At 45.2% G+C, this 25307-nt stretch carries 19 protein-coding genes and 2 pseudogenes; 10 read left to right on the plus strand and 11 right to left on the minus strand.

What is annotated here, in order from left to right:
- Positions 1–123 precede the first annotated feature (123 nt).
- The gene (locus CWO08_RS02245) at positions 124–1137 is read right to left on the minus strand and encodes a TAXI family TRAP transporter solute-binding subunit (protein WP_108019735.1); all 1014 of its coding nucleotides are present in this window, start codon (positions 1135–1137) and stop codon (positions 124–126) included.
- Between the two features lie 321 nt (positions 1138–1458).
- Positions 1459–2799: a sigma-54 dependent transcriptional regulator gene (locus CWO08_RS02250; RefSeq protein WP_048660488.1), complete on the minus strand. Its 1341-nt coding sequence runs from the start codon at positions 2797–2799 to the stop codon at positions 1459–1461.
- A 208-nt stretch (positions 2800–3007) separates the two neighbouring features.
- Here CWO08_RS02250 and CWO08_RS02255 point away from each other — a divergent pair, with 208 nt between their 5' ends.
- Complete coding sequence (locus tag CWO08_RS02255; protein WP_048660489.1) at positions 3008–5083, plus strand: ATP-binding protein; 2076 nt, start codon at positions 3008–3010, stop codon at positions 5081–5083.
- A 99-nt stretch (positions 5084–5182) separates the two neighbouring features.
- On the opposite strand, the gene CWO08_RS02260 is transcribed toward CWO08_RS02255, so the two are convergent.
- The 7 genes from CWO08_RS02260 to CWO08_RS02290 all read right to left on the minus strand — a co-directional run bounded on the left by CWO08_RS02260 (position 5183) and on the right by CWO08_RS02290 (position 13955).
- Positions 5183–7633: a family 20 glycosylhydrolase gene (locus tag CWO08_RS02260; protein ID WP_108019737.1), complete on the minus strand. Its 2451-nt coding sequence runs from the start codon at positions 7631–7633 to the stop codon at positions 5183–5185.
- A 77-nt stretch (positions 7634–7710) separates the two neighbouring features.
- Positions 7711–8364 (minus strand): oligogalacturonate-specific porin KdgM family protein, encoded by a 654-nt coding sequence (locus CWO08_RS02265; RefSeq protein ID WP_240699163.1) that lies wholly within the window; start codon positions 8362–8364, stop codon positions 7711–7713.
- 216 nt (positions 8365–8580) lie between these two features.
- A complete protein-coding gene (locus CWO08_RS02270) occupies positions 8581–9210 on the minus strand; it encodes a bifunctional 4-hydroxy-2-oxoglutarate aldolase/2-dehydro-3-deoxy-phosphogluconate aldolase (RefSeq protein WP_108019739.1) in 630 nt (209 codons plus the stop codon).
- A gap of 20 nt (positions 9211–9230) precedes the next feature.
- Positions 9231–10178 (minus strand): sugar kinase, encoded by a 948-nt coding sequence (locus CWO08_RS02275; RefSeq protein ID WP_102479718.1) that lies wholly within the window; start codon positions 10176–10178, stop codon positions 9231–9233.
- A gap of 126 nt (positions 10179–10304) precedes the next feature.
- Positions 10305–11819 (minus strand): sodium:solute symporter family protein, encoded by a 1515-nt coding sequence (locus CWO08_RS02280; protein WP_102479719.1) that lies wholly within the window; start codon positions 11817–11819, stop codon positions 10305–10307.
- A 206-nt stretch (positions 11820–12025) separates the two neighbouring features.
- On the minus strand, positions 12026–12418 hold the full coding sequence (locus CWO08_RS02285) for a RidA family protein (protein ID WP_102431864.1): 393 nt from the start codon (positions 12416–12418) through the stop codon (positions 12026–12028).
- A gap of 103 nt (positions 12419–12521) precedes the next feature.
- On the minus strand, positions 12522–13955 hold the full coding sequence (locus CWO08_RS02290; RefSeq protein WP_108019741.1) for an amidohydrolase family protein: 1434 nt from the start codon (positions 13953–13955) through the stop codon (positions 12522–12524).
- A 176-nt stretch (positions 13956–14131) separates the two neighbouring features.
- Between CWO08_RS02290 and CWO08_RS02295 the strand changes: the two genes are divergently transcribed.
- Both CWO08_RS02295 and CWO08_RS02300 read left to right on the plus strand, forming a co-directional pair.
- Positions 14132–15406, plus strand: a complete 1275-nt coding sequence (locus CWO08_RS02295; RefSeq protein ID WP_102480803.1) for an amino acid deaminase — start codon at positions 14132–14134, stop codon at positions 15404–15406.
- A gap of 192 nt (positions 15407–15598) precedes the next feature.
- Positions 15599–16462, plus strand: coding sequence for a MurR/RpiR family transcriptional regulator (locus tag CWO08_RS02300; protein WP_048660500.1), 864 nt, complete (start codon positions 15599–15601; stop codon positions 16460–16462).
- Here CWO08_RS02300 and CWO08_RS02305 read toward each other — a convergent pair.
- On the minus strand, positions 16459–16998 hold the full coding sequence (locus CWO08_RS02305) for a hydrolase (RefSeq protein ID WP_108019744.1): 540 nt from the start codon (positions 16996–16998) through the stop codon (positions 16459–16461). The genes CWO08_RS02300 and CWO08_RS02305 overlap by 4 nt on opposite strands.
- Before the next feature lie 184 nt (positions 16999–17182).
- On the opposite strand from CWO08_RS02305, the gene CWO08_RS02310 reads away from it, so the two are divergent.
- The 6 genes and pseudogenes from CWO08_RS02310 to CWO08_RS02330 all read left to right on the plus strand — a co-directional run bounded on the left by CWO08_RS02310 (position 17183) and on the right by CWO08_RS02330 (position 21564).
- Positions 17183–17752, plus strand: a complete 570-nt coding sequence (locus tag CWO08_RS02310; RefSeq protein ID WP_102266842.1) for a porin family protein — start codon at positions 17183–17185, stop codon at positions 17750–17752.
- A gap of 225 nt (positions 17753–17977) precedes the next feature.
- The gene (locus tag CWO08_RS02315) at positions 17978–19600 is read left to right on the plus strand and encodes a phosphoethanolamine transferase (RefSeq protein WP_102480801.1); all 1623 of its coding nucleotides are present in this window, start codon (positions 17978–17980) and stop codon (positions 19598–19600) included.
- A 41-nt stretch (positions 19601–19641) separates the two neighbouring features.
- Positions 19642–19836: pseudogene (locus tag CWO08_RS24070) on the plus strand (CorA family divalent cation transporter); the annotation flags it as partial.
- A 15-nt stretch (positions 19837–19851) separates the two neighbouring features.
- Positions 19852–20427: a mechanosensitive ion channel family protein gene (locus tag CWO08_RS02320; protein ID WP_107898558.1), complete on the plus strand. Its 576-nt coding sequence runs from the start codon at positions 19852–19854 to the stop codon at positions 20425–20427.
- A 30-nt stretch (positions 20428–20457) separates the two neighbouring features.
- Positions 20458–20820: pseudogene (locus CWO08_RS02325) on the plus strand (helix-turn-helix domain-containing protein); the annotation flags it as partial.
- 111 nt (positions 20821–20931) lie between these two features.
- Entirely contained in the window at positions 20932–21564 is a 633-nt protein-coding gene (locus CWO08_RS02330; protein WP_048660507.1) for a triacylglycerol lipase, read from the plus strand.
- Between the two features lie 147 nt (positions 21565–21711).
- Here CWO08_RS02330 and CWO08_RS02335 read toward each other — a convergent pair whose 3' ends face one another.
- The gene (locus CWO08_RS02335; protein ID WP_107898560.1) at positions 21712–22686 is read right to left on the minus strand and encodes an arginine deiminase-related protein; all 975 of its coding nucleotides are present in this window, start codon (positions 22684–22686) and stop codon (positions 21712–21714) included.
- 598 nt (positions 22687–23284) lie between these two features.
- Between CWO08_RS02335 and CWO08_RS02340 the strand changes: the two genes are divergently transcribed.
- Entirely contained in the window at positions 23285–25135 is a 1851-nt protein-coding gene (locus tag CWO08_RS02340; protein WP_108019746.1) for an ABC transporter ATP-binding protein, read from the plus strand.
- The last annotated feature ends 172 nt before the right edge of the window (positions 25136–25307 follow it).

Consider the following 25307-nt stretch of genomic DNA (forward strand, 5'->3'; position numbering starts at 1 on the left):
AGCCAAACGCGCAGAGAAAATCCATAAAGTGAGGTGGTGCACGAACGCGTTCTCTAGCGAACGAGCACCAAGCAATTAAGTCACGAAGGGTCAGTGGACAACCAATAACTTGTCGGGAACTAGCTAGTTGACGATCAACTCAGAAGGGATATCGATACCCATTTCTTTATAGTAACGAGCCGCGCCCGGGTGAAGCGGAACAGGAAGGCCTGCAATCCCTTTATCGAGTGCCATTGCTTTGGTTGCTTTGTGGATACCTTGTAGGAAAGGTAGGTTTTCATAGATAGCCTTGGTTAGCTGGTACACGTCTTCTTCAGAGATGTCTTCACGAACCGCTAGGAAGTTAGGTTGAGCGATGGTGGTGATTGGCTTATCTACACCCGGGTAAGTATTTGCAGGGATTTCATATTTTGTCCAAATATTGTAATCACCGTTCGCTTGTTTAATTTGAGTATCGGTAAACGACAGGATTTGAATGTCTTCACCCAAGGCTGCAAACGCTTGGGTCACCGCGCCAACAGGTACGCCTGCAGGCGTGTTCATGCCATCAATCGTGCCATTCTGTAGTGCGCTCGCACTACCGCCGTACCCCATAAAGGCAAGTTTAAATTGTTCTGGGTCTACGGACAGGCCTTGCATGATCTGACGTCCCGAGTTCTCGGTACCTGAGTTTTTCTTACCAATAGAGAATTTCTTACCGTTCAGGTTCTCTAAGTCGCTCACAGTGCCTGTTTTGGCTAAGTCAGAGCGCACAATGAAGTGTTCTACGTTTTGCCATAACATGGACACCGAACGAAGCTGTGTTTGTTGACCTGATTTCTCATATGGACCTAGCCCTTGCCACGCCCACGCGCCATACAAACCTTGTAAAATGGCAAACTGTGCTTCGTTCTCATTCAGCAGTTTTACGTTTTCACCCGATCCCGCAGAGCTGATCGCGGCCAAAGAGAAGTGCTGCTTGGGTGCAAGCTTAACTTTACTCAATGTTGCCAAAGCGACGCCCACTGGATAGTAAGTCCCCCCCGTTGAGGCCGTCGCTAAAATGTAGCTGCGATCCTCTTGAGCTGAGACATTGCTGATAAGGCCGATAGAGGCCATTGCGATTGCTAAAGTTTTAACTAGCTTGTTGTATTTCATTATTACTCTCCATGTAGAGTTATTCACGTTATATTTTTGTTAACAACGATTGCTAGATAGCAAGCACAATGCCAAAATTTAAGCTATTGATTTAATTAAGTTTAAATAAAAAGCTCAATAACAATAGGCGGATTATTGCTTATTCAGTGCAGATAGCATGAGCCATTTTTTGCTCATTAAAAACAGGTAGTAACATCTATATAAAGTTAGCCACATCACACTTTACGTGAGAAATGTGACCAACAGTTATAAAATCACAAATACAGTGTGAGCCATTTATTGCTCATTAATTTTCAATAAACACTACAGTCTTGTTGCTCACTAAGATTCGACATAGTCGCTTCGATTCAGCGCATAGCGCACCATTTTTTGGTTCAGTGTTCGGCGAGGTAGATCCAAATCTTGCATCACATCATTAATACGCCCTTGATAACGCACTAACGCATCGTGAATCACCTTGCGTTCAAAGCTCTGCACCTGCACCGCCAACGGAATTCCCGCTGTGGCAGACTCCGTTACCGAGTTGGGACGACACGCCAAGATATCCCCAACTGTTAGGCTCTCATCTAACGCAAAACGAATCGCGACATTGCGCAGCTCACGCACATTACCCGGCCACGCATAAGACAATAAAGCGTAACGATCAGCCTCACTGGCTATTCGTGTTTCGGGATTTGCTTCTTGGGTGAAGTGTTCAAACAAAAGTAAGGCATCTTCTTCGCGATCACTGAGTGGAGGTAAGTGCAGCTGTGCGACGTTCAAACGATAGAAAAGATCTTGGCGAAAATCAGGGTGATTGAGTAGATCGCTTTTCGAAGCAGACACCACTCGCAGGTCAACGTTTTGTTGCTGATTACCACCGACACGTTCAACAACATTGTCTTGTAGAGTTCGTAGAACCTTAACCTGCATCGACAATGGCATGCTCTCTATTTCATCAAGGAACACCGTGCCTTTGTCGGCAAATTCAAGCTTGCCAATACGTCGCTTGGCCGCACCAGTAAATGCTCCGGCTTCGTGTCCAAACAGCTCGCTTTCAAAGAGGTTTTCTGGAATCGCGCCACAGTTTAGCGGCACAAACGGATGAGGTTTTCGCTGGCTAAACTCATGCAGACAAGAGGCGACCAGCTCTTTACCGCAGCCGGTTTCACCATAAATGATCACATTGGTATCAATCGAGGCGACTTTTTGTATTTGCTCTCGTAATTCACACATCACTTTACTGCGGCCAATCAGAACCTGTTCAATACCCTTCAGGTTATCCAGATAGTTCTGACGACTGTTTCTGTCTTGGCCACTTTGATGTTTGTCGACCGCTTCAGATACCGTTTGAGAGAGGCGCTCTGGGTCGAATGGCTTTTCAATGAAATCATACGCCCCTTGTTGTAACGCTTTCACGGCCATATCGACATCACCGTGACCAGTGATCAAGATGACAGGTACCTCAGGTACTAACTGCTTAAATCGCGCAAGCAACTCAACGCCGTCTATATCAGGTAAACGAACGTCGGTGATGATGGTTTGGAAATCACCCTGCTCTACCGCGTTTAACGCATCTTGCCCAACCTCAAATGCGGTGACATCGAAGCCCGCTAATTGTAACCATTGGCTGGTTGCTTGACGCACAATTGCATCATCTTCAATCAAAGCTATACGCTGCATGGTTTGGTTCCGCCACTTACCTCTGAATAATGTCGCCTACGGTATGTAAAAAATCCGCAGACGAAAAGGAGCTAGCTCCCACTTTGAATAACACTCCTTTAACAGTTTTATAATGTTTGCTAGCTTCAACTTGTCTCACTCTCCATTCGCTTAAAAAGCAAACAGAAAACCTTCTCAAGTCACTAGTTTTAAAAGGATTTGATCAGCAATGATGAATAACAATCGATATTGGTTATTCCTATGTGCCTGTTTATTAATTGGTTTGGTTCAGGTAACCACCAAAAGTGGTATAAGCCAATGGAAGCTCGAACAAGCCCAACGCTATGCAGAACAGCGCTTCCTCGGATACATTGCCGAAGCCAGACGTACCCTGAAACGCTTCTATTATCTGCCCTACCTAGTGACGAACGATGAAACCAGTGTACGTTTCATTGATGGTGAAGCCCGCCTTGAAAAACGCATTAAGAAACAGCTGATTCAACTGGATAAAGCGGCCAACACCAAGGGCTGGTATCTGCTTTCTGGCGAAGGTGATTTGTTGGTATCGAGTGTAGAAAGAAGCAAGCTGAGCAAAAAGAACGCCAGCACGATTGTGTCGAAAATCCACCAGCAAGGTGGGGCGATTTCAGTAGTAACCAAAAACAAAGGCGTAACCCCAGATTACTTTATTGCTGCTCCGGTGTATCGAGCCGCTGATGTGGTAGGCATTGTTGCGGTGCAAATTGACTTATCGCTGCTGACTGATCAATGGTTTGCTGATGGCGAAGCAGTCCTGTTCCAGAACCCTCGCGATCAGTTCTTTCTCTCAAGTGATAACCGATTGAGTGCTGACTGGTTTAACGACACCTTCAATTCTCAGCCTACTGCCACCAAACGCGAGTTGTACGACCAAACCCACATTCGCGTTTGGCGACTGCAAGGTAAGGATTACCTAATTCAGTCCATCAAATTAGATGACCTCAATTGGCGTTTAACCTATCTCACCCCATTAACTAGCCTCAATCAAACCACTAACTGGATAAGTTGGAGCGTGGCGGTGGGCTGTCTTTTCATCATGCTATTGCTGGTCATTCTCTACCAAAGACGCCAGAAAAAACTCAGCAACCTACGAATCCAAAAGCTGATTGAAGAATCTGAAAAACGATTGTCTGGAATGATCAACAAGACACACGTTGGACTTGTGCTGATCGATAAACACGGCCACATCCACGACATTAATCTGATGGCCAAAAACTACTTCTGCCTATCTGATTCGATGATCAACAACATCAAAGCATGGCAACTTTTTGAGGCCAGTAACCCGAATTCAACCACTTTGCAGTTGTTGAAGAACTTAGAGCAACATCAGGAGCTGGCCGAGATCACTAGTGTTGAAACCATGGCAAGACGCAGCGATGGCAGCTACTTCCCGGTGTTGTTCTCTATTAGCCCCTTTCCTTGGCATGCCACAACCTATTACCTGTGTACTGTGATTGATATCAGTAAACGTAAAAAAGCGGAGATCGCGGTTCAGGAAGCCAATAAAACACTTCAATTGAGGGTAGAAGAGCGAACGCAAGACCTCAAAGATGCACAACAAGAGTTGGTTGAATCAAGCAAACTTGCCGCATTAGGGCGTATGTCGAGTGCGATCACTCATGAGCTTAATCAACCGCTTACCGGTCTAAAAACTCTGCTTTCGAGTAACCAGTTACTGATGGAAAGAGGCGAGACTAAGATGTTGAAAGCGAACATGGACTTGGTCATGAGCCTAATCGACAGAATGGCTAACATGACCAGCCAATTGAAGTCGTTCGCCTTTCAAAGACTTGAAAAGCCCTACCCAGTTTCACTGACTGACGCATTGCAAGAAATCCTACGTATTCATCAAGCCGAATTGGAAAACGTCGATATTCGCGTGCGTGTAGCTTCCAATATTTCGATGGTAATGGGAGAAGAGGCGCGGCTTCGTCAAGTGCTTGGCAACCTACTTAGAAATGCCGTCGATGCCACGAAAAATCAGAAACCAGCAACCATTGTTATCAGCGCTCATACCGAACAGCAGCGAGTTATCATCAAGGTTCAAGACAATGGCTGTGGCGTATCCGAAGACCAACTAGAAACCATTTTCGAACCCTTCCACACCAACAAAAAAATGGGCGAAGGGCTCGGGCTCGGACTCGCCATCACCGCTAACAATGTGCGCGATATGCAAGGCTATCTAATTGCTAAGAACAACCCTGAACAAGGAATGACGTTCACGCTAACGCTTAAGAGTGCCGACAGTGAGTCGTCGCTTACATGATGTTTTGTTCCTGATACTCTATTGGAATTCTGGAACAAAAAACCGCCCCTAGAGGGCGGTTTGAAGAAGTTTATTAGCGTGTGACTTATTCTATCTCGCTTACTTGCTCAGGTGCTTAAGCAGTGACTCCGTTGGACGAACTATCGCAATGATCGATTCATCGTAGATCTTCGCTGCATCAGATAGGATAGCTTGGTAGGCGTTAGCGTCTGCTTCTCGAACTTGCTCACCCGCTTTCGCTTTAGCAATCAAGGTGAGCGCCAGATCGGCAACTTCGACAGTTTTCTCTGCCACCACCACAGTCTCTACCGAAGAGACATTACCTGCTAAGACAGTTTTAGCAGCCAGTGCAGACGCTTTCGCTTGCTGATAATGCTCTGCAAGTTGCTCAAGCGCTTGTTGATTCCCCGTCGCCACTTCATTGACCAAATCTTGCATCTCATACACTGCGTAGCTTTCCACTGGCAGCGCATCCACGAAGCGGTTTAGGCGCTCGTATTGGCTGTACAAGGTGCCCTTAGGTTCGGTGGAATTCCACTTCTCCCAGTTGCGAGCATAATACTGTGCTGGCTCGGTGTATTTTGCTAGCACGCGCAGGTCGTGAATATCTTGGCCTTTCGCAATGCGCTTCAATAACATATCAGCATCGGCGTGGTGACGTAACCCAACCGACACTTCCGACCATGTATCCATCGCTTTCATGCGCTTGTACATGCTGCGCTCATCTGTCAGTTCAGCATCCGACCAGAAACGCTCTGCAATTGCATAGCTGCGTGGCCATAGATAGTTTTCTACCGTGAGGCTATCTTTGTTTTCTAGCCACATGGTGATCTCACCACCTAAAATCAGCTCTTTTTCCTTGTCGGTTAGCTCCGCAGGGTAACCACCGTTTGGCTCAGGGATCACGCTGCCTTCTACATCGCTGCTCGCAATCACTTCACCTGTGGTTGGCCAACGCACGTTACCAATTAACTGATAGCTGCCTTCCGCAAACCCATTTGGATTGAGGTTAAGGTTGAACTCGGTGTAAGACATGAAGTTATCGAAGTGGCCAACAAAGGTTTTGCCCGGCACATAATCAAGAATGTAGATCTCTTCACGAGACTTACCGTTGTAATCACTGAACGCTCGGAAAGTGCCGTCTTTTGCTTCAATGATAGTCAATGTTCCCTTACGCGGACCGCCTTTTGAGCGTGGCTTCTCCCATTGGTACGTCACGAATTTTTCGCCACTGTTCAGCTTATCGTCAACCGTGATGCCGCTTGGCATTGGATCATTACGATAGTGGTAGCTAGTCGGCTGAGGTTGGTCTAGGTAGTAACCGGTAGACAGGATACCTGGGTAACCCTCTTTCGCCGCACGACCAATGCTGTCGTGCCCTTGCCAGCTTTGAATCACGATAGAGGTTGGCAGATCTTTATGCCAAATCTCATCCCAACCCGTCATCTTCTTGCCGCGCTCTTCCAGCATCTTTTCAACTTTTACGTTGAGGTAAGACTGTAAGCCGCGCTCACCATCGATATTGTTCTCTTCAATGAACTCTTGGTGCTTTTCGCTGTTTTTCCACTGCGCATAGTTCGGCTCATCTCCACCAATGTGGAAGTACTCATCTGGGAATAGTTCTGTCACTTCGTCGAACACGTCACCCAGCATTTCATAGAGCTCTGGGTTAAGTGGATCCATCAATGGCTCAAATACGCCCCAGCCACGTTCTTGTTCGTAGCTTTGACCTTCACCACCTGACATCAAGCGTGGGTAAGCGTGCGCCACAGAAGAAGAGTGGCCCGGCAAGGAGACTTCAGGAATCACACGAATACCAAGGTTACGAGCATACTCAACTAGGTAACGAACTTGGTCTTTGGTGTAGTAGTTGCCATCGGCGGTTTCAGACCACAGACGCGGCCAAGATTCCGTTTGAATGCGAATGCCTTGATCGTCCCAGAAGTGCCAATGGAACACGTTCATCTTCGCCGACGCCATCGCATCTAGCTGACGAATCAACACATCAAATTCAATGAAGTGACGCGAAGTATCGTAAGAGACACCACGCCAGCGGAAACGGGGCTCATCAACAATCGTGACAGCAGGAATGTGGTAGCCAGTCGCCGTCGTATCAACGAGCTGTAAAAGGGTTTCGATGCCGTGAATAGCGCCATAAGGACTTGGTGCGCTCAGCGTGATTTGTTCACCCTGAGTAGTAATCTTGTAGGACTCTACAGAATCGATATTCTGTACTTCAGACTTTGGTGCCGCGTCGATATCAATAATCAGGTTTGCTTCGTCTTCACTATCAACCTGCCAGTTTAAAATCGGCATCCCCGTCTGGCGCTCAAGGCGATCAATAAAGCGTTTCGCAGTGTATTCAACGCGATCAGAGTTAAAGCCTTTGATATAAACTTTAAAATTACCATCTACTTTTACTTGGCCTGATTTTAATTCCACAGTTTGTGGATAAGGCATTAAATTCAAGTCTGTATTTGGAGCCATTGCTAAAGCCATTGGAGAAACTACTGAACCGGATATCAATAGTGACAATATAGTTTTTTTCATTATTAATTTTCCTATATAACTTTCATTGTATTTTATTTATCAGAGCCTATTCACAAAAATAACTAGGCTATGTTGTTTTAGAATGAGAAATTAACACCAACTCGGAAGCGCCAATCCGTTTTATCATTTTCAGATTGCACCGTATCCGCATCAACCACTTCAGCGTATGGCCTCACTGTTGGTTTCCATTTGTAAACTGCTTTGACGGTATGCTCGCGGGCATTTAGATCGCCGGTTGCAAGCTCTGTCGTATGATGCGTAATCTGGTCGAAATACGTAAAGGCATACGAAATCATGTATTTGTCTGTATTGTATCCCGTCCAAATATCATAACGGTTTCGCTTTGCTGTCTCTTCATTGCCATAGTCATTCACTAAAGCTTCGGTCGAAAAGTCATAACGATAACGGCCATGTACAAAGAGCCCATTGTCAAAGTTGTAGTTGAGCTTTAGATAAGGCATCAAGAAGGTATTTGAGCCTTGAAAATTCATCACTACGCCAGGGTTCAGCATAAAATTGTCATTGATGGCATAGGTGTAATAATGGGTAAACTCGGTATTAATCACCTTCGTTTCGTCATACGCTCCCGCTGCATGTCGAACATTCGTCAGTGTTTCTAAACCATACCCATTATCAAAATGGTGACCAACAATAAAACGACTTCGATACTGATCTGTCGTACTTCGATACTCTGCCCTTAAATCGACATAACCCCCGGCAGTTGAGGTCATTGGTAATAATGCTAGTAGTGTTAAAGGAAGTAATTTTTTCATAGTTCACCGATATTATGATTATAAAAAACCACCGCACATTGATATATGCAGAAAGATGTAAATTCGGAGACTACCTGTTTTATTTCTTATTAATTTTTAGATTGTACAAGGTTTATTTATAGCTACTGCTCATATTCAGTAGCTATTATTTATTTTAATAAATGCTTAATTTAGCTATTTCACCAACTCAACCGCTTCACGAACCAACACCGCGATCTCATCCCACTGTTCGTTCTCGATCATATTTGGAGAAACCATCCAAGTGCCACCGCAACAGACTACGCGATCGATCGCTAGGTAATCATTGACGTTGTGTTTGCCGATACCGCCCGTTGGCATTAGCGACACATCAACGTAAGGCGCGAGCAAAGATTTCACCATATTGATCCCACCAGACGCTTCTGCTGGGAAGAACTTCAAAAAGTTAAGACCTAGCTCCAACGCTTGCTCTACTTGGCTTGGGTTGTTTACGCCAGGAACGATTGGCATACCGATCTCTTGGCAACGTTTTACTGTGTTTGGATTCAAGCCCGGTGTTACGATGAATTCGCTGCCCGCCTCTTTCGCAAGGTCGATCTGCGCTGGCGTTAATACTGTACCAGCACCGATACACATCTCTGGGTAGGCATCACGCATCGCACGAATCGAATCCGCTGCTGCTTCGGTACGGAACGTCACTTCTGCTACTGGCAGGCCGTTTTCTACTAACACTTTTGCTAGTGGAATCGCATGTTCCACCTTGTTGATTTGGATAACAGGGATAACTTTGAACTGCTTAAGTGTGTTGATCATTTCTTGAGACATAATAAATTCGCTTTGTTTTTCTATTTTTTAATTAAGTGATTCATAGCGCTTACCGGGATGATCGCGCCTGAGTATTGAATAACGGTAGAAGCCAATTGGTGACCCAGTTCAGCTGCATCATTGGTGCTCTCACCTGTAAGACGCGCCGCCAGATAACCCGCAGCGAAGGAGTCACCCGCTGCGCAGGTGTCGACCACGTTAGAAACACGAGTCGCGGATACATAACTCTCAAAAACATCGCCTTGTTCAACTTGAACAATCTTGCATGGCTCACAGCCACGCTTGATGACGATCTCTTGGCACCCCAAACGGAGGCAGCGTTGTTGAACGCTCTCTGAGTTCCCCCAGACAAGTAGATCGTCGTCTTCGGTAATCAAGGCGATGTCCACCAGCGGCAGTAGCTTGGCATACCAATGTCGAGCTTGCTCGATGCTCCAAAGTTGCGGGCGATAGTTGTTATCAAAAATCACCTTTCCGCCTTGGTTTGAGAACACGCTAATGGCTTTGAATAGGCGCTCACGAGAGGCGTCATCCAAAACCGCGATACTGATCCCGCTGATGTAAACCGCATCGACTTGCTTCTCTGTCAGAGCGATTTCAAGCTTATTCAAGTCATTAGCATGGAAGTAAGATTTTACTGCCGCATCGTTGCGCCAGTAGTGAAAGTGTCGCTCGCCTGTCTCGTCGGTTTCGACCATGTAGAGTCCAGGAAGCTTGTTCACAATGCGTTCTACGAAATTGGTTTGAATACCTTCTAACTGCCAGCTATCAATCATATCTTGAGACAGCTCATCACTGCCAAGCCCTGTCGCGTAATGCACAGAGATGTTTTGATGTTGAGTTAAGCGAGAAAGGTAAAGTGCGGTATTAAGTGTGTCACCGCCAAACTTTTTGGTTAATGGAGAGCCGCTGATTTCGACCATACATTCGCCAAAGAAAGCAATATTGAAATGAGAAGATGCAGGCATAGCCGCTCCTAAAATAGAGATAAATGGGGAAGAAGGCTCTGCCGCTAAGCAGAGCCTGAGCTAACTAAATCACTCCACTGTTTGTCGTACTAACTTTGCTGTACTGACTCGCCGCGGAGCGTTGAGTTAGCTTGTTTGATTTGCTGGACGTTGAGGTGCCGCTTCTTCTTCAAGTACGCCAGACTCAGACATTTCCATCTCCATCAGAGCACGCTCGTCATCAAGAATCGCTTTTGCCATTTCAGGTGTTACTTGGTTAGCCGGAGTACATAGGCTCACTGCCACACCTGCAGCTAGAGCAAACAGACATGAAGGAATCACTGGGTTGCCCCAGAAGGCTGTGTAGTCAGCGTTTAGCATTACTACGAATGAAGCGACAGAAGCACCCGCTAGCGTTGCAAGCGCACCTTGCCAGTTGTAGCGTTTCCAGAATTTACCCAACATACCGCACACAAACATGCCCGACATTACCGTTGAAATCATCTTAGTGATGTAGCCAATGATGTCGTTTGAGGTCAGTGCAAACAGTAGTGCGAAGCCAATCACCACAACTAAAGCTAGACGAGAGTAGTTCAGCATTGATTCTTTGTTTGGTACGCGGCCTGTGAACATCACGTACACGTCACGCAGTAGGATAGATACACCGGCAATCGCATCTGAGCTTGCGCTCGACATCGTTGCAGATAGGCCAGCGATAAGAACAATCATACCTACGCCAACTGGAAGAACCGTTGCAGCTACGTAAGGAAACGAGTAGTTCGGGTTGTCCAATGATGGGTCGATTGCGTGAGCAGCCATACCAATGATTGCTGGAATAATTGAGAAGAAAAGGTACAACACACCAGAAGCGACGAATGAGCGACGGATAGTTGAAACATCTTTACCAGAATAGATGCGTTGGCGGAATGAAGGCGTTGCCAGTACACCCACACCGATAACCACAGCCAGAGAAACAGCAGGCAGAATGCCCAGTTTATCGATTGCTAAAAAGCTTGTAGCAGCAGGGTCCATCGCAGCGTAAAGGTTGTCCATGCCACCAATGTGATCAACAGACATTACCGCCATTAGGATGAAGCCAGCAAAAAGGATGATTGCTTGAATCGTATCGGTCCATACAACCGCTGTGTAGCCACCGATAACAACATAGATAGTGAATGCCGCTGCAATAATGATTTTCGCAAGGTTAAGGTCGATGTCTGCAATCCACGCTAGGTACATGCCACCACCTAGAATGTGCGCACCTAACCAACCGATTGACGCGATAAAGATAAGTAGGCCAACCACGTTTTTCACGATTCGGTTAGCGCCTACGTAGTAAGCCAGCTCTTCACTCATGGTCATGAAGTTCAGTTTACGAACCGGAGCAAACCAAAGGGCTAGCAATAGGATGCCTATAGCGCCACCAATGCCGTACAGAGCACCTGCCCAGCCATTTGCGTAGCCGAAGCCAACCGCGCCCATACTTGAACCCGTGCCGACCATAGTCGCAACAGTTGTACCAAGTACTAAAAACAGTGGCAGGCCACGGCCGCCTAATAAGAAATCTTCGCCAGATTTTTGATTACGCGAGACAAACCAGCCTAACCAAATTAAAAAACATACGTACACGCCGAAGCCTGTAAGAAAAAGTGTGCTGTTCATTTGACACCTCTCAGTGAAATATTGAGTTCATTCTTGAACTTTATTTATGATTCATTCATTTTTATATTTCATATAATTACTTTATTGATTCTATCTATTTTAATTAAAGTAATTTTTATAAATGTAGGGTGAGAGTATTAAAGGATAATAACAGGGAAGACTAACCCCTAATACTCTCTAAGTAGGTAATTGTGATTAGGTTATTACTAAACGCGATCAGCGCGGTAGCAAGTCACATCTACTTCAACCTTCACGTCTACAACTAGGTCGCAAACCATGCAGATACGAGCCGGTGGGTTAGCACCAAAGAACTCTTTGAATACCTTATTAAAAGATTGGAAGTAACGAGAATCCGTTAGCACAACCTTTACGTGCATTACGTCTTCTAGGGCGTAGCCCGCTTCAGTCATGATATCGACACAGTTTTGGATCGCTAGGCGAGACTGGTCTACAATGCCACCCTCTACCACTTCACCATCTGTCATCGGTGTCTGGCCAGAAACGTATAGGAAACCACCCGCTTCAGTTGCGCGTGCAAATGGTAAATGTTGTCCGCCTGTACCTGTACCGCCTTCAACACCGTAACGTTTAATAGTCATTTTTTAACTCCACTTCTTTATAGATAATATTGGTTCTTTTCCAATATATTTAAATTAATTCGTCGTTTTATTACTACTGTATATTTAATGAAACAATTAAATTCTAATTACGGTAAATAAAAACGCCTGAACGATTATTTTTTACTTTTCCTTTTTGGTAAGTTAACTCACCATTTACAAATACACTTTCTATTCCCTCAGCAACTGAAATAGGATTTTCAAATGTTGCTGTGTCTTTAATACTCTTTGGATCAAATAAAACTAAATCAGCAAATGCGTCTTGGCGAATCTCACCTCTTCCCGCGAGGTTGTAGCGCTTCGCAGACATTCCGGTCATTTTGTGAATCGCTTCTGGCAGCGCGAACAGTTTTTCATCTCGGCAGTAGTGACCCAACACTTTCGGGAAGGTGCCCCACAACCTTGGGTGTGGATGCGGGTCATTTGGTAAACCATCAGAACCAACCATGGTCAGCTTGTATTTCAATACGCGCTTTACGTCATTCTCATCCATGCAGTGGTAAACCGCACCGGCTGGTTGAAGTGCTTTCGCCGCATCCATCAGTGGTAGATTCATTTCATCAGCAATTTGCTTCAGCGTTTTTCCTGCATGTTCTGGCTTTGCTTCAGACCAAGTGATGAAGATATCGAAATCGTCCGTCACCTGTTTCAGATCTAATGTCGAAGAGCTCGCTGAATATGGGTAGCAGTCACAAGACACATCTTGGTGCTCAGAAACCTTGTCCATCAAATCAAGCACTTCAACGGTTCTTCCCCAGTTGCCCGCCCCAGCACATTTAAGGTGAGAGATAACAACAGGCACTTTCGCGTATTGCCCAGTCTCAAACGCTTCTTCCATCGCGCTTAAGATCTCTTCAAATTCGGTACGCATATGCGTGGTATAGATGCCGCCATGGTTAGACAGCACTTTGGCTAACTGCATCACTTCGTTGGCATTCGCTTGTTTCGCACTTGCGTAAGCCAAACCTGAACTCAAACCCAACGCACCCTGATCCATCGCTAAATCAAGGTTGGTTTGCATTGCTGCAATTTCTTCTTCGCTTGCGGTGCGCTGTAGATCGTCCATCACTTGGTTACGCAGTGTGGTGTGGCCAACTAACGCTGCTACGTTCACCGCTGGTTGCGCTTGCTCTACCGCTTGTGCATACGCCGCAAAAGTTGGGTATTTGAAATCAGCCTGCGCGCCTAATAGATTCATTGGGTCAGGTGGATCGCCCGCCAAAACCGTTGGCGATGCGCTGATGCCACAGTTGCCAACAATCACGGTCGTCACACCTTGGCTGATCTTTGGTAGGCAGTCTGGGTAACGAATTACATTGGTATCGTCATGTGTGTGTACATCGATGAATCCAGGAGCCAATGCTAAGCCTGCTCCCTCAACCAACTGGCTACAATCTTCATGATCGATTTTGCCAATTTCAGCGATTTTTCCATCTCGGATTGCTACATCGGCACAAAACGATTGTTCGCCGGTGCCATCAAACACCTCTACATTTTTAATTATCGTATCGAACAACATTTCTCACTCTCTCAATCCACTCTGTTGATGGAGCTATATTAGAAATCCAGCCGATTATTTTCAGTGACAAAACACACATAATATTTTAATTTGTGTGATAGTTTCTATCACAAAGTACATTATAGATATATTTAAACATTAAATAACAATCACTTAAATCATGTTAGGAATCAGCAATGAAACATAACCCGGCGCAAAAAGATGTTATAAAGTATCAAAAAGATAGTTTCATCTTGACTGAAAAAGGCCAAAAAGGGAGAGCAGTATCACAATCTGAGAACGGTGTTTATCGACTGGTTGATGAAGACATTTCGCTTCCGGTAGCAATTATCAAACAATCAGCGTTGACCAATAACCTGAATTGGATGCAATCATTCGCCGATCATCATCAGGTTAAATTGTCGCCACACGGAAAAACATCGATGACACCTGACTTCTTCCGTCAACAGTTAGAAAATGGCGCTTGGGGAATTACCGTTGCGACACCTGCACAAGCAGAAATTGCAGCAATGGCAGGTGCAAAAAGAATCATCATGGCTAACCAATTGGTAGGTAAAACCAACATGGCGATCATCGAACAGCTTATTAGTGAGTTCGACGTTGATTTCTATTGTTGTGTGGATTCGTCAGTAAACGTGCAGCAACTCAACCAATATTTCTCCAACAAAAAGCAGACGCTAAAAGTTCTAATCGAGTTTGGTGTTCCGGGTGGCCGTTGTGGTTGTCGTTCACCTCAAGAAGTTCTAAAACTGGCGCAAATTATCCAAGATACGCCTGCGCTTTCGCTAGCGGGTATTGAGGTATACGAGGGTGTGATTCATGGCGACAATGCCGAGCAAGACATTCGTACCTTCTTAAACCAAGCGCTCACTTCGGTCGAAAGCCTCGCATCAGATGGCTTAATTACCGGTCAACCTATAATTACGGGCGCAGGCTCGGCTTGGTATGACGTGGTGGCAGAATGCTTGGCAAACCTCACAAATTACTTAGCGATTATCCGCCCAGGTTGTTATGCCATTCACGATACTGGGATCTACCTAGATGCCCAAAGCAAGGTATTGCAACGTGCGCAAGTAAACCAAGGTTACGCGTGTGAATTGGGTGGTGATTTAGAGTCGGCACTTGAAGTGTGGGCATATGTTATCTCTCGCCCAGAGCCGACCAAGTTAGTGATTGGATTAGGTAAGCGTGATGTTGCCTTCGATGCCGGTTTACCAATTGCAGAGCGCGGCTATCGTAACGGCGAAGCTATCTCAGTAAAAGGGCTCACTGCTACCGCGGTAATGGATCAGCATACCTTTGTTGAAACAGACGGTTCTTCTGAGATTGAAGTCGGTGACATGATTGCGTTTTCTACCTCACACCCGTGCTTGACGTTCGATAAGTGGCGTTACATTGCTATCAGCGATGACGACTATCAGGTAACAAACTGGGTAGAGACCTGCTTCTAGCTCGATTTTTCAATAAGCTAGAATCAGCGAAACATTCAGATATACTTACGGGGCTAAGGCTGAGTTTTATATAGGTTAGTGCTAAATGGCTTAATGCCAAATAGCCTAGTTCTAAATAGCTTGGTTCTTACGAGCTAGGTTCTTAAAAACTAAGCCATAACGGTTAGCCCCATCAACAAAGGATCAAGATTCTTGAGTTTAGAAGTAGATATCATTTCACAGATAACAGAGCGTTTTCCCGCTCTTCGTGATGCCGAGAAAAAAGTCGCCAAGCTGATCATGGACGACATTGATTTTGCTGCCAATGCCAGTATCACAGAGCTTGCTGAAGGTGCTCAAGTCAGTGAAGCCACGATAACCCGTTTTGCTAAGGCGATCGGCTGTAACAACGTACGTGATATGAAAATCAAGCTTGCTCAAACCTTAACGGTGGGCCAGCGCTTTATTCTCGAACCGGTAAACCAAACGGGCTATCAAGGTATCTACGAATCGATCAAGCAGAGCCTAGACATCAACCGCACTCTATTCAAGGAGCAAGACGTTGAAACCGCGGTGAGCTGGCTGCACAACGCCAGACAAATTATTGCTATCGGCATGGGTGGCGGCTCAACCATCGCCTCTCAAGAGCTGCAACACCGCCTGTTCCGCTTGGGCTACCCAGTGGTGTCGTACAACGATGGTTTAATGTCACGCATGGTTGCTGCCACGGCAGATGCCAACGATGTGATGGTGATGATTTCCGCGACCGGTTTCACGCCTGTGATCACCGAAACCGCAGAGCTAGCTAAGCAGTATGGGCTTAAGATCATCGCGATTACCCCACAAGACACACCACTGGCAAAGATTGCAGATATCTTGCTACCTATCAAACACATGGAAACCGACTTCATCTACAAACCATCGGCATCTCGCTACGCAATGTTAGCCTTAGTGGATGTGCTTTCTATGGGTATGGCGGTCAATCACAAGAACCGCTCGCGCGATAAACTGCGCCGCTTGAAGGTTGCACTCGATTCCTACCGAGGCGGCGGCGACCGACAACCTCTCGGTGACTAACGAATCAAGGACAGAATGAGCTTAAATGCTGGTGCGCGGCAATCTTTCACCAATTCGTATAAGCTCATTTCCAATCCTGTGATTTGGACACCAGCGTCCCGCAATCGGCTGATGGCCAATTTCTTATTCAGTGCGGTTCGTGAACTAATGCAATCACCAACTACTTGAACCTTGTACCCGAGATCCAATAAACCCAATGCGGTTTGATAAACACAAATATGAGCCTCGATACCACACACTAACCAAGTATCCACGTCCTTGGCTTGCACCGCCTCAACAAATTTAGGTTCGTCACACGCGTTGAACGTGAATTTAGGTATCGGCTTAGCATCACTCAACAGGTCATTCAGTTCATCGACTGTAGCACCTAGCTTCTCGGGATTCTGTTCCAAACTAATAATTGGCAGATCCAAAGCCTGCGCTCCTTGAATTAACTTCCCACAGTTAGAAATCAGCGAATCGCTGTCATCGACGAGGCGTGCGAGCTTGCCTTGTACGTCCACAACCACCAAGCCTGCGTTTTGTCTCATTAACATGTTTATTCCTTATTTTGGGGAACCTTATCCACTACGCAATCTGATGTGTATTTTTTCTACTATGTAACGATTCAACTTACAAAGCCATACAGTAATAGGTACAAGACTACGGAATAATGCTCACCAACGGTCGCAAAACAAAAATTATTGATACTGGCATGACATTAAAGAGTGAGTAACGAAGATGAACAAGATAACAAAATCAGCATTAGCACTAGGTTTAATCAGCGCAGTTTCTCTTCCTGCTTTAGCAGCAGGTACTGACGGCGGTGCGTACATTGGTGGCGGCCTTGGCGTATACCAAGATTCTGATACAGATGGTCAAGGTGACTTAGATTCAGATGGCATGGGCTACAACCTATACGGCGGCTACCAATTCAACCGTATCGTAGGTGTTGAACTTGGCTACAACGATTACGCAGACTACAAAAAGGGGACGGCAAAACTGTCTCCGACGTCTGTTTCTTTGTCAGCAAATCTTGGTTACACATTCGACAACACAATCCGCCCATTCGTATTGGCTGGTTTAAGCTCTGTTGACCTAAACGCAAACAAGAGCGCTGGCTACGATGATGATAGCGGTACAGGTTTCCACTTTGGTGTTGGTGTTGAATACACGCCAATCGAACATCTAACACTACGTCTAATTTCACAAGCAGACGCAGTGAGTGTTGAAAACGACTACGGCTTTAAGAAAGAAGACAAAACACTAGCATTCAGCAGCATTAGCTTCGGTGGTTCATACAACTTCTAATGTGATTGAACCACATAGAATAAGCTGAACATACTAATTCACTTTGCTGTTCCACCTTGTCATGAAGGTCACTCAGTAAAGTGAATTTTTGTATCTACACACCTATCGCGTCATTTCACTTTAGTCGGTTTATCGCCGCCTATCTGAGCTTTATGCGTTGATATTAGAGCTTTCTTGGTAGCCAGACTAAAATAAAGGGATAAGAGACGCAGGAAAATAAGACCTATGAATCTACCAAGCTTAAACATCTCGATAAACAAGCTGCCTTTTGTGTTGGCCGTGTATTACCTGCTTGTCATCAACCTACCTCTCACCCAAGAACTGTTTAGTATTGTTCAAGCATCGAAGTCTGAAAGCATTGCGTTTCTTATCTCCATTCCTATCTTCTTCCTTGCTGCCTTTAATTTCATCTTCCAAGTATTCAACTGGCCTATCTTCTCTAAGCCGTTTTTCATCTTATTGCTGATCACCTCAACCTTAGTCAGCTACAGTATGTTCAATTACGGCATATTCGTCGACTACGGCATGATAGAGAATGTGTTTGAGACCAATAGCGGTGAAGCAACCAGTTATATCAGTGGTCACTCGATATTATGGCTACTAACGATGGGCGCTATTCCATCACTCATCCTGTTGTTTACCAAACTTGAAAAAGAGTCTTGGAAAGATTTCTTTGTCTGGAAATCGATTGGCTTACTTTCTTCTTTGATCGTCATTGCGATTATTGCCGGGCTTTTCTACAAAGATTACGTATCGTTTGGCCGCAATAACTCGCACATCAAAAAGATGATCATTCCGACCGAGTATGTGGCATCAACGGTGAAATACATCAATAACACCTACATCAAACAGCCCATCCCCTATCAAGAATTGGGATTAGATGCGAAGCAAACACCGCAAGCCAAAGCGTCAACCAAACCGACCTTACTGGTGTTTGTGCTTGGTGAAACCGCGCGCGTGTATAACTACCAATATCATGGCTATGAGAGAGAAACTAACGCTCACACCCAGCCTTACAACCCGATATTTTTCTCTGATGTTCAGTCGTGCGGAACAGCCACTGCGGTTTCTGTGCCGTGTATGTTCTCGAACATGAATCGCAGCAACTACGACCGCGACAAGGCTTACAATCAAGATAACGTGGTCGATATCATGAACCGCGCGGGCATTCACTCTATCTGGCGAGAACATGATGGTGGAGACAAGGCGGTTGCACACCGAATCAAAGAGATGACCCTCGTCGCCAAAGACAGCGACCCGTTGTGTAATAACGATGTGTGCTACGACACAGCGATGTTAGAAAACTTCGAGCAAGATACTCAAGATCTTAAGAAAAATAGCATCATTTTCTATCATATTTCTGGTTCTCATGGCCCTACATACTTTGAACGCTATCCAGAAGAACATAAGAAATTCACGCCTGATTGCGCTCGCGCCGATATTGAAAACTGTACCAAAGAGGAAGTGGTTAACACCTACGACAACACCATCCTGTACACGGATTTCTTTCTCTCACAGGCGATTCAGAAACTGGAGAAACTGACCGACAAGTACAATGTCGCGCTGATGTATATCTCGGATCACGGAGAGTCTTTAGGGGAGAATGGCGTGTACCTTCATGGCATGCCCTACTCACTGGCACCAAAAGAACAAACCCACGTACCGATGATCCTATGGATGTCTGATGGTTTTGCTGCGCAGAAAGGGATAAGCGAGACCTGCTTAAGAAAGGCGGGGAAAGAGCAGAGCTTTTCTCACGATAACCTGTTCGACTCCTTGCTTGGCCTGATGGACGTGCAAACCAACGAATACCGAGCGAGCCAAGACATCTTCGCACCGTGTCGGTAGTGCTTTTGCTTATGTAAACCATCGGAAAGCTCGAGTTGCCTGAACAAACTGAAAAAAAGAATAGAAATACGTACCTATTTTCTATCATTGCGGGTATTTTCCTCCCTGCTGGGTTTTTCACCGGTTTACTGGGTGTCAATATTGCAGGGATACCCGGAACAAATAACCCAATAGCAATCCCACCATTTTACGTTGGGCTACTCGTGGCCGTAGAGCCAGAGGTCGTTATTTTGAAAAATGAGGTTTATTTAATGATTGAGTTTTTGCAATCCAATATGTGGCTTAAACAAGTAAGTTTAGGTTTACTTCTTATCACTGTGTATTGGGTGATAAAACGCTTGGGGAAAAACTGGATAGAAACATTAGCGGAGAACAAGCGTGTCGAGTTGAAGCGAAAGCAGTTCGTGATTAAGTGTTTCAATATCGTTCTGTTTCTACTCTTCATCGCTGTGTTTACGATTGTTCTTAACTTGGGCTTTGGTGATATTTCGCTATTCTTGTCATCCATATTTGCGGTGCTGGGTGTCGCTTTATTCGCGCAATGGTCGATTCTAAGTAACCTAACAGCCAGCGTACTAATATTTTTCGTATTCCCTTATCGCATTGGTGACAGAGTTAGGGTCGCAGAGAAAGACGAAGACATCAGCGGTGTGATCATCGATATCACCATGTTCCACGTTATTCTTCGACACAGTTCGGGCAACATCATCACCTACCCTAATAACCTGATCCTACAAAAAGGCGTGATAAAAGTTTTGTTTGAACCTGAAGCAAAAAGTGAAGCAAGTGATTCTGAGCTAATCAAAACTAAAAATTCAAAATCATAAGATCTACTGGTGCCTTAGATATCGGCAAGTCAAATAGACAGGCACAGCGAACTGACACGCAAGGTGCTGGGGGTGCTTGGTTCAACGCCGATTGCAGAGCTTGGCAACAAACTGTTTTGCTCACAACGAACCTTAGAGAGAAGCTTTAACAAGGTGACTGGCCTCACGCTAAAACAGTGCCAATCGATGAACAAACTCGAAGCTATGTTGGAATACTTGTATAAGAGAAATTTGGATGACATCGACTGGATGGACGTCGCCTTTCAATTTGGGTTTAGTGACCAACCGCACCTAATTCGTTACCTCAAGAAAACCATTGGCCTAACACCCAATACTTATGCCCAACAAGGGGGATTAACTATAGACGTTTATGGCGGGGTCAGGTCAGAATAACGAACTGCCACTACGACACTCTCTGTCTATTGTGTCCCATTCACAGCAAGTTTTGTTGAGTTTAGAATTGCGACTCCATATACTGAAAACACCATCAGTCGGAGGGCAATAATGAATAATAAAAACAAACACATAGTTTTGATTCATGGTCTGTATATGCCTGCGTTGATCATGCAATATCTAGATAGAAATTTCAAAAAACGTGGCTTTACAACCCACAAGTTCGCTTACAACTCGCTGCGTTTCCCTTCTGCTGCTAAACGCCTTAACCGCTTCGTGAATGCACGCTTTGATGAACACGATGAGGTTTATTTCTTTGGTCACTCGCTCGGTGGCTTACTCATTCGTCACTACTTTAAGTTTTACCAGCCCGACTTTGCCGACACCTGCATCATTACCGCGGGAACTCCACACAACGGCGCAACTATCGCGAAAACGCTGTCAAATCATGGCCTCGGATTTATATTTGGTTCGAGCAAGATGATCTTGAGCGATGGCTTGGGTGATTATGATATTGATGTGCCGATTGGCGTGATTACTGGCACCTACGACGCTGGTGTAGGTCGCATTGTATTGGGCAGAAACCCTGGTGATGGCACTGTGACACTTGAAGACGCTAACCTGCGAGGCGCAACAGACACCTGCGCCCTCAAGCTCAATCACACTGCACTGGTGTATTCTAAGGAAGTAGTCTCACTCTCAACTCAATTCATCGAACACAGGGCTTTCAAGAGCGCCTCATAGCTTTTGTAAGTTAGCTCTTGTATCTAGTTTTGGTTTTTTTTCTGTCTTCTTACTTCTGATAGACCAATTCAAAGATAAGCTAATACAAAAATACCACTCTTCAATGAGAGTGGTATTCGAAGATTGATTACTAGAAATGAGTGCTTGTTACAGACGATTTACTCGCGTTGGTAAGAACACCTCACCCAACATGCATCGCACCGACCCCCCACCAATGTCTTCGATCGTTTTCACGTTAAATGGTAGTAGCTTACCGTGTGTCGAAAGTTGTGCGAGTTGAGCTGGGGAGAACGCGTCGTAAGCCGATTGAGACATCGCGATCACTTTGTCGCCATTCACGGTTTCAAGCTGGAGGATGTTGCCGCAGAAACGGTTCATCTGATCGATTGAAATAGAGATAACCTGCTTATCTTTAGCAAGCGACTTCACCACAAAACGGCGCTCAAACTCTGGGATCACTTCATCACAGATCACGCAGAAATTATCACCAATCGCCATCATCACATTGGTGTGGTAGATCGGCTGACCAGACGGCAGTGCTGTTTGGAATGACACCACGCGAGAATAACCAATGCGCTTCGCGTAATCTTCTAATACTTCGCGGTCACAACGTTGAGAGAGTGCCGCGTAGATAGTCTTATTGATATGGTCGATCACCATCACGCCAGTGCTCTCGAGGTATGAACCTTGTGCGATATAAGACTCTAGAGACTCACTGTGGTTAACAATTCGACCAGACGCTTCTAAAGCTTCAATAAGGGCATTTGGCTTAACTTCATTCTGACGGTTTTCACACGCCATAGGAAAAGTGAATAAGCTTCCATCACTACAGGTACTGAACCAGTTGTTTGGGAAAACAGCATCCGGAGTTTCAACTCCCAATTCTGGGTAATCAAACTCTACAACTTGCACACCTTCTTTACGCAACGAAGCGACCATCGCCTTAAATTCGGCCATGGTTTCTAATTTGACCTCAGCTTCGGTCAGATTCACTCTGTTCTGAAACTCATTATCTTGTGCCGTTTCTTCATTAAATTTAAATTCTTTTGGCGGCACCATAACAACGCAATTGGCGTTTTGAACATTAGTAATGTGAAGTGATTTTTTGTGTAGGTTTAACATCTCAACCGTCCCTATCTTTTATTTACCTCAGAATTGTAAACAACTTGTTACGACAAGATTCACTGAAAAGAATAATGATTTGAATATTTATCCCAGACAATTCCTGCAAAACTCAGTTTATTCAGTAATTTTTACTGCAAGATAACAGCACATCAGAAAGAACCAACAGTTTGCATATGAGATGCAGGTTTTGCTGAATAAATATCCGAGCTTCATTCTCTAGCTTGCGGCGGGTTTAGGTTACAATTTAATCCATTTAGCGTTAGGATTATCACCGTTGCATAACAATCAATTACGTTTGAAATAAGCTTAACTTTTCCTGTCCGATTCAATCTAAAATACGCGTCATGAAAGACACGCTTTGGACCTTTCCTGCGACATCGCTTAAACAACGTATTAGTGTTAAACGAACTCGTGAGCCAAGTTTTTCAACCAAACGCTTAAACCAAAATCCATCGAATGGCTTAATGCTTATAAGAACGAATTGGCGCTTATATAATTTCAAGCTAAGACGCCCAATTTCAAACCGAACCTATAAAAACAAAGCTACACAGACGATGCAGTTGCTAATAGATGCATTCGTTATAAAGGGAAATCTATGTACAAAAAATTTGAAGGCTTTACTGAAGCCTTTCCAAAGGGAGAGCCGATACAACCTCCTACTGGAATACTGGCATTCTGTCGCCATTACACTCGAGGTTTTGAAAAACCGTTAATCTTGCTCGGCCTAATGAGCATGACCATCGCGATCATCGAAGTCGCGTTGTTCGGTTACATGGGCCAACTGGTTGATTGGCTATCAACCAGCAACCCAGAAACCTTCTTAGAAGATAACCAATCCACACTGATGGGGCTTGGTGTTCTGTTATTGGTCGTAATGCCGATCTTGATCAGTGTTTACTCGCTTTTGCTTCACCAAACCTTGTTGGGCAACTACCCAATGTCGATCCGTTGGTTAGCGCACCGCTATCTTTTGAAGCAAAGCTTGTCGTTCTATCAAGATGATTTTGCCGGACGTGTCGCCACTAAAGTGATGCAAACATCACTCGCAGTGCGTGAAACCGTGACTAAAATGGTTGATGTTTTTGTCTACGTGACGGTTTACTTCACTGCGATGCTATTCATGCTCGCCGAATCAGATTGGCGCTTGATGGCTCCGATGCTGATTTGGCTGTTCGTTTACATCGGTATCCAACTGCACTTCGTACCAAAGCTGAAAGATGTGTCATCAGAACAAGCCGATGCGCGTTCATTGATGACAGGTCGTATTGTTGATAGCTACACCAACATCGCGACGGTGAAATTGTTCTCACACAGTAAAAGAGAAACCGAATACGCAGAAGAAGGCATGGAAGGCTTCCTTGATACTGTGCACCGTCAAATGCGCTTGGTAACTGGCTTCAACATCTGTGTAGAGTTCGCTAACTATCTATTAGTGTTCAGCATTGCGGGTATCTCTATCTACTTATGGCTAGATAGTGCAATCACCGTGGGTGCAATTGCGATTGCAGTCAGCTTAGCTCTGCGTATTAACGGCATGTCGAAATGGATCATGTGGGAAATCGGTGGTCTGTTCGAAAACCTAGGTACTGTGATTGATGGCATCAAAACCCTGTCTAAACCTATCGCTATCGAAGACAAAAAAGATGCGAAGCCTTTGGACGTTCCACAAGGTGGTATTAACTTCGACAACGTCAGCTTTAACTACGGCGAGAACAAGGGCGTGATCAACAATCTGAACCTCAACATTAAGCCAGGTGAAAAAGTGGGCTTAGTGGGCCGTTCAGGTGCAGGTAAGTCGACCCTAGTTAACTTATTACTGCGTTTCCACGATGTAGAAAGTGGTCGCATCCTGATTGATGACCAAGAAATCTCCAGCGTTACTCAAGACTCACTGCGCAGTAACATAGGTATGGTGACTCAAGATACCTCACTGCTGCACCGTTCGATCAAAGACAACATTCTTTACGGTCGACCAGAAGCATCCGACGAAGAGGTATACGCGGCGACTAAACAAGCACACGCTCATGAGTTTATCGAAACCCTAACCGACCCGTTTGGCAATATTGGTTACGATGCTCAAGTCGGTGAAAGAGGCGTTAAGCTTTCTGGTGGACAGCGTCAACGTGTCGCTATCTCGCGTGTTCTTTTGAAAAATGCGCCACTATTAGTTCTGGATGAAGCAACGTCTGCACTCGATTCTGAGGTGGAAGCGGCAATCCAAGAGAGCTTGATTGAGCTAATGGAAGGTAAGACGGTTATCGCGATTGCACACCGCCTATCGACCATTGCTGCGATGGATCGCCTGATCGTGCTTGATGAAGGCAATATCGTCGAAGAAGGCACACACCAAGAGCTGATTACACAAAATGGCATCTATGCTCAATTGTGGAATCACCAAACCGGTGGCTTCATTGCCGATGATCTTGAACAGGCTACGAGCGCTTAATTTTTGTGCTATTTTAAAAGTGCGGCGTGATTCACAACAATTTGTTAATTAGTGGTAAATTACACGTGGCAGAATGTTATGTCGTAATTATATAATGACATTAACACCAAAGACGCCTCGCTTGCGCGTTCTGGAATAAGGCTAGACTTCGGGGGGAGGCTAGCCTTTCTTA

The sequence above is a fragment of the Vibrio sp. 10N.286.48.B8 genome (assembly GCF_003050085.1).
Taxonomy (GTDB): domain Bacteria; phylum Pseudomonadota; class Gammaproteobacteria; order Enterobacterales; family Vibrionaceae; genus Vibrio; species Vibrio crassostreae.

Bases quoted from the DNA above. Each gene is read 5' to 3' on its own strand.
- CWO08_RS02340 (WP_108019746.1), top strand. From the start codon at position 23,285: ATGTACAAAAAATTTGAAGGCTTTACTGAAGCCTTTCCAAAGGGAGAG.
- CWO08_RS02290 (WP_108019741.1), bottom strand. From the start codon at position 13,955: ATGTTGTTCGATACGATAATTAAAAATGTAGAGGTGTTTGATGGCACC.
- CWO08_RS02310 (WP_102266842.1), top strand. From the start codon at position 17,183: ATGAACAAGATAACAAAATCAGCATTAGCACTAGGTTTAATCAGCGCA.
- CWO08_RS02265 (WP_240699163.1), bottom strand. From the start codon at position 8,364: ATGACCTCAACTGCCGGGGGTTATGTCGATTTAAGGGCAGAGTATCGA.
- CWO08_RS02295 (WP_102480803.1), top strand. From the start codon at position 14,132: ATGAAACATAACCCGGCGCAAAAAGATGTTATAAAGTATCAAAAAGAT.
- CWO08_RS02320 (WP_107898558.1), top strand. From the start codon at position 19,852: ATGATTGAGTTTTTGCAATCCAATATGTGGCTTAAACAAGTAAGTTTA.
- CWO08_RS02255 (WP_048660489.1), top strand. From the start codon at position 3,008: ATGATGAATAACAATCGATATTGGTTATTCCTATGTGCCTGTTTATTA.
- CWO08_RS02335 (WP_107898560.1), bottom strand. From the start codon at position 22,686: ATGTTAAACCTACACAAAAAATCACTTCACATTACTAATGTTCAAAAC.
- CWO08_RS02275 (WP_102479718.1), bottom strand. From the start codon at position 10,178: ATGCCTGCATCTTCTCATTTCAATATTGCTTTCTTTGGCGAATGTATG.
- CWO08_RS02260 (WP_108019737.1), bottom strand. From the start codon at position 7,633: ATGAAAAAAACTATATTGTCACTATTGATATCCGGTTCAGTAGTTTCT.
- CWO08_RS02305 (WP_108019744.1), bottom strand. From the start codon at position 16,998: ATGTTAATGAGACAAAACGCAGGCTTGGTGGTTGTGGACGTACAAGGC.
- CWO08_RS02285 (WP_102431864.1), bottom strand. From the start codon at position 12,418: ATGACTATTAAACGTTACGGTGTTGAAGGCGGTACAGGTACAGGCGGA.
- CWO08_RS02245 (WP_108019735.1), bottom strand. From the start codon at position 1,137: ATGAAATACAACAAGCTAGTTAAAACTTTAGCAATCGCAATGGCCTCT.
- CWO08_RS02315 (WP_102480801.1), top strand. From the start codon at position 17,978: ATGAATCTACCAAGCTTAAACATCTCGATAAACAAGCTGCCTTTTGTG.
- CWO08_RS02270 (WP_108019739.1), bottom strand. From the start codon at position 9,210: ATGTCTCAAGAAATGATCAACACACTTAAGCAGTTCAAAGTTATCCCT.
- CWO08_RS02280 (WP_102479719.1), bottom strand. From the start codon at position 11,819: ATGAACAGCACACTTTTTCTTACAGGCTTCGGCGTGTACGTATGTTTT.
- CWO08_RS02250 (WP_048660488.1), bottom strand. From the start codon at position 2,799: ATGCAGCGTATAGCTTTGATTGAAGATGATGCAATTGTGCGTCAAGCA.
- CWO08_RS02330 (WP_048660507.1), top strand. From the start codon at position 20,932: ATGAATAATAAAAACAAACACATAGTTTTGATTCATGGTCTGTATATG.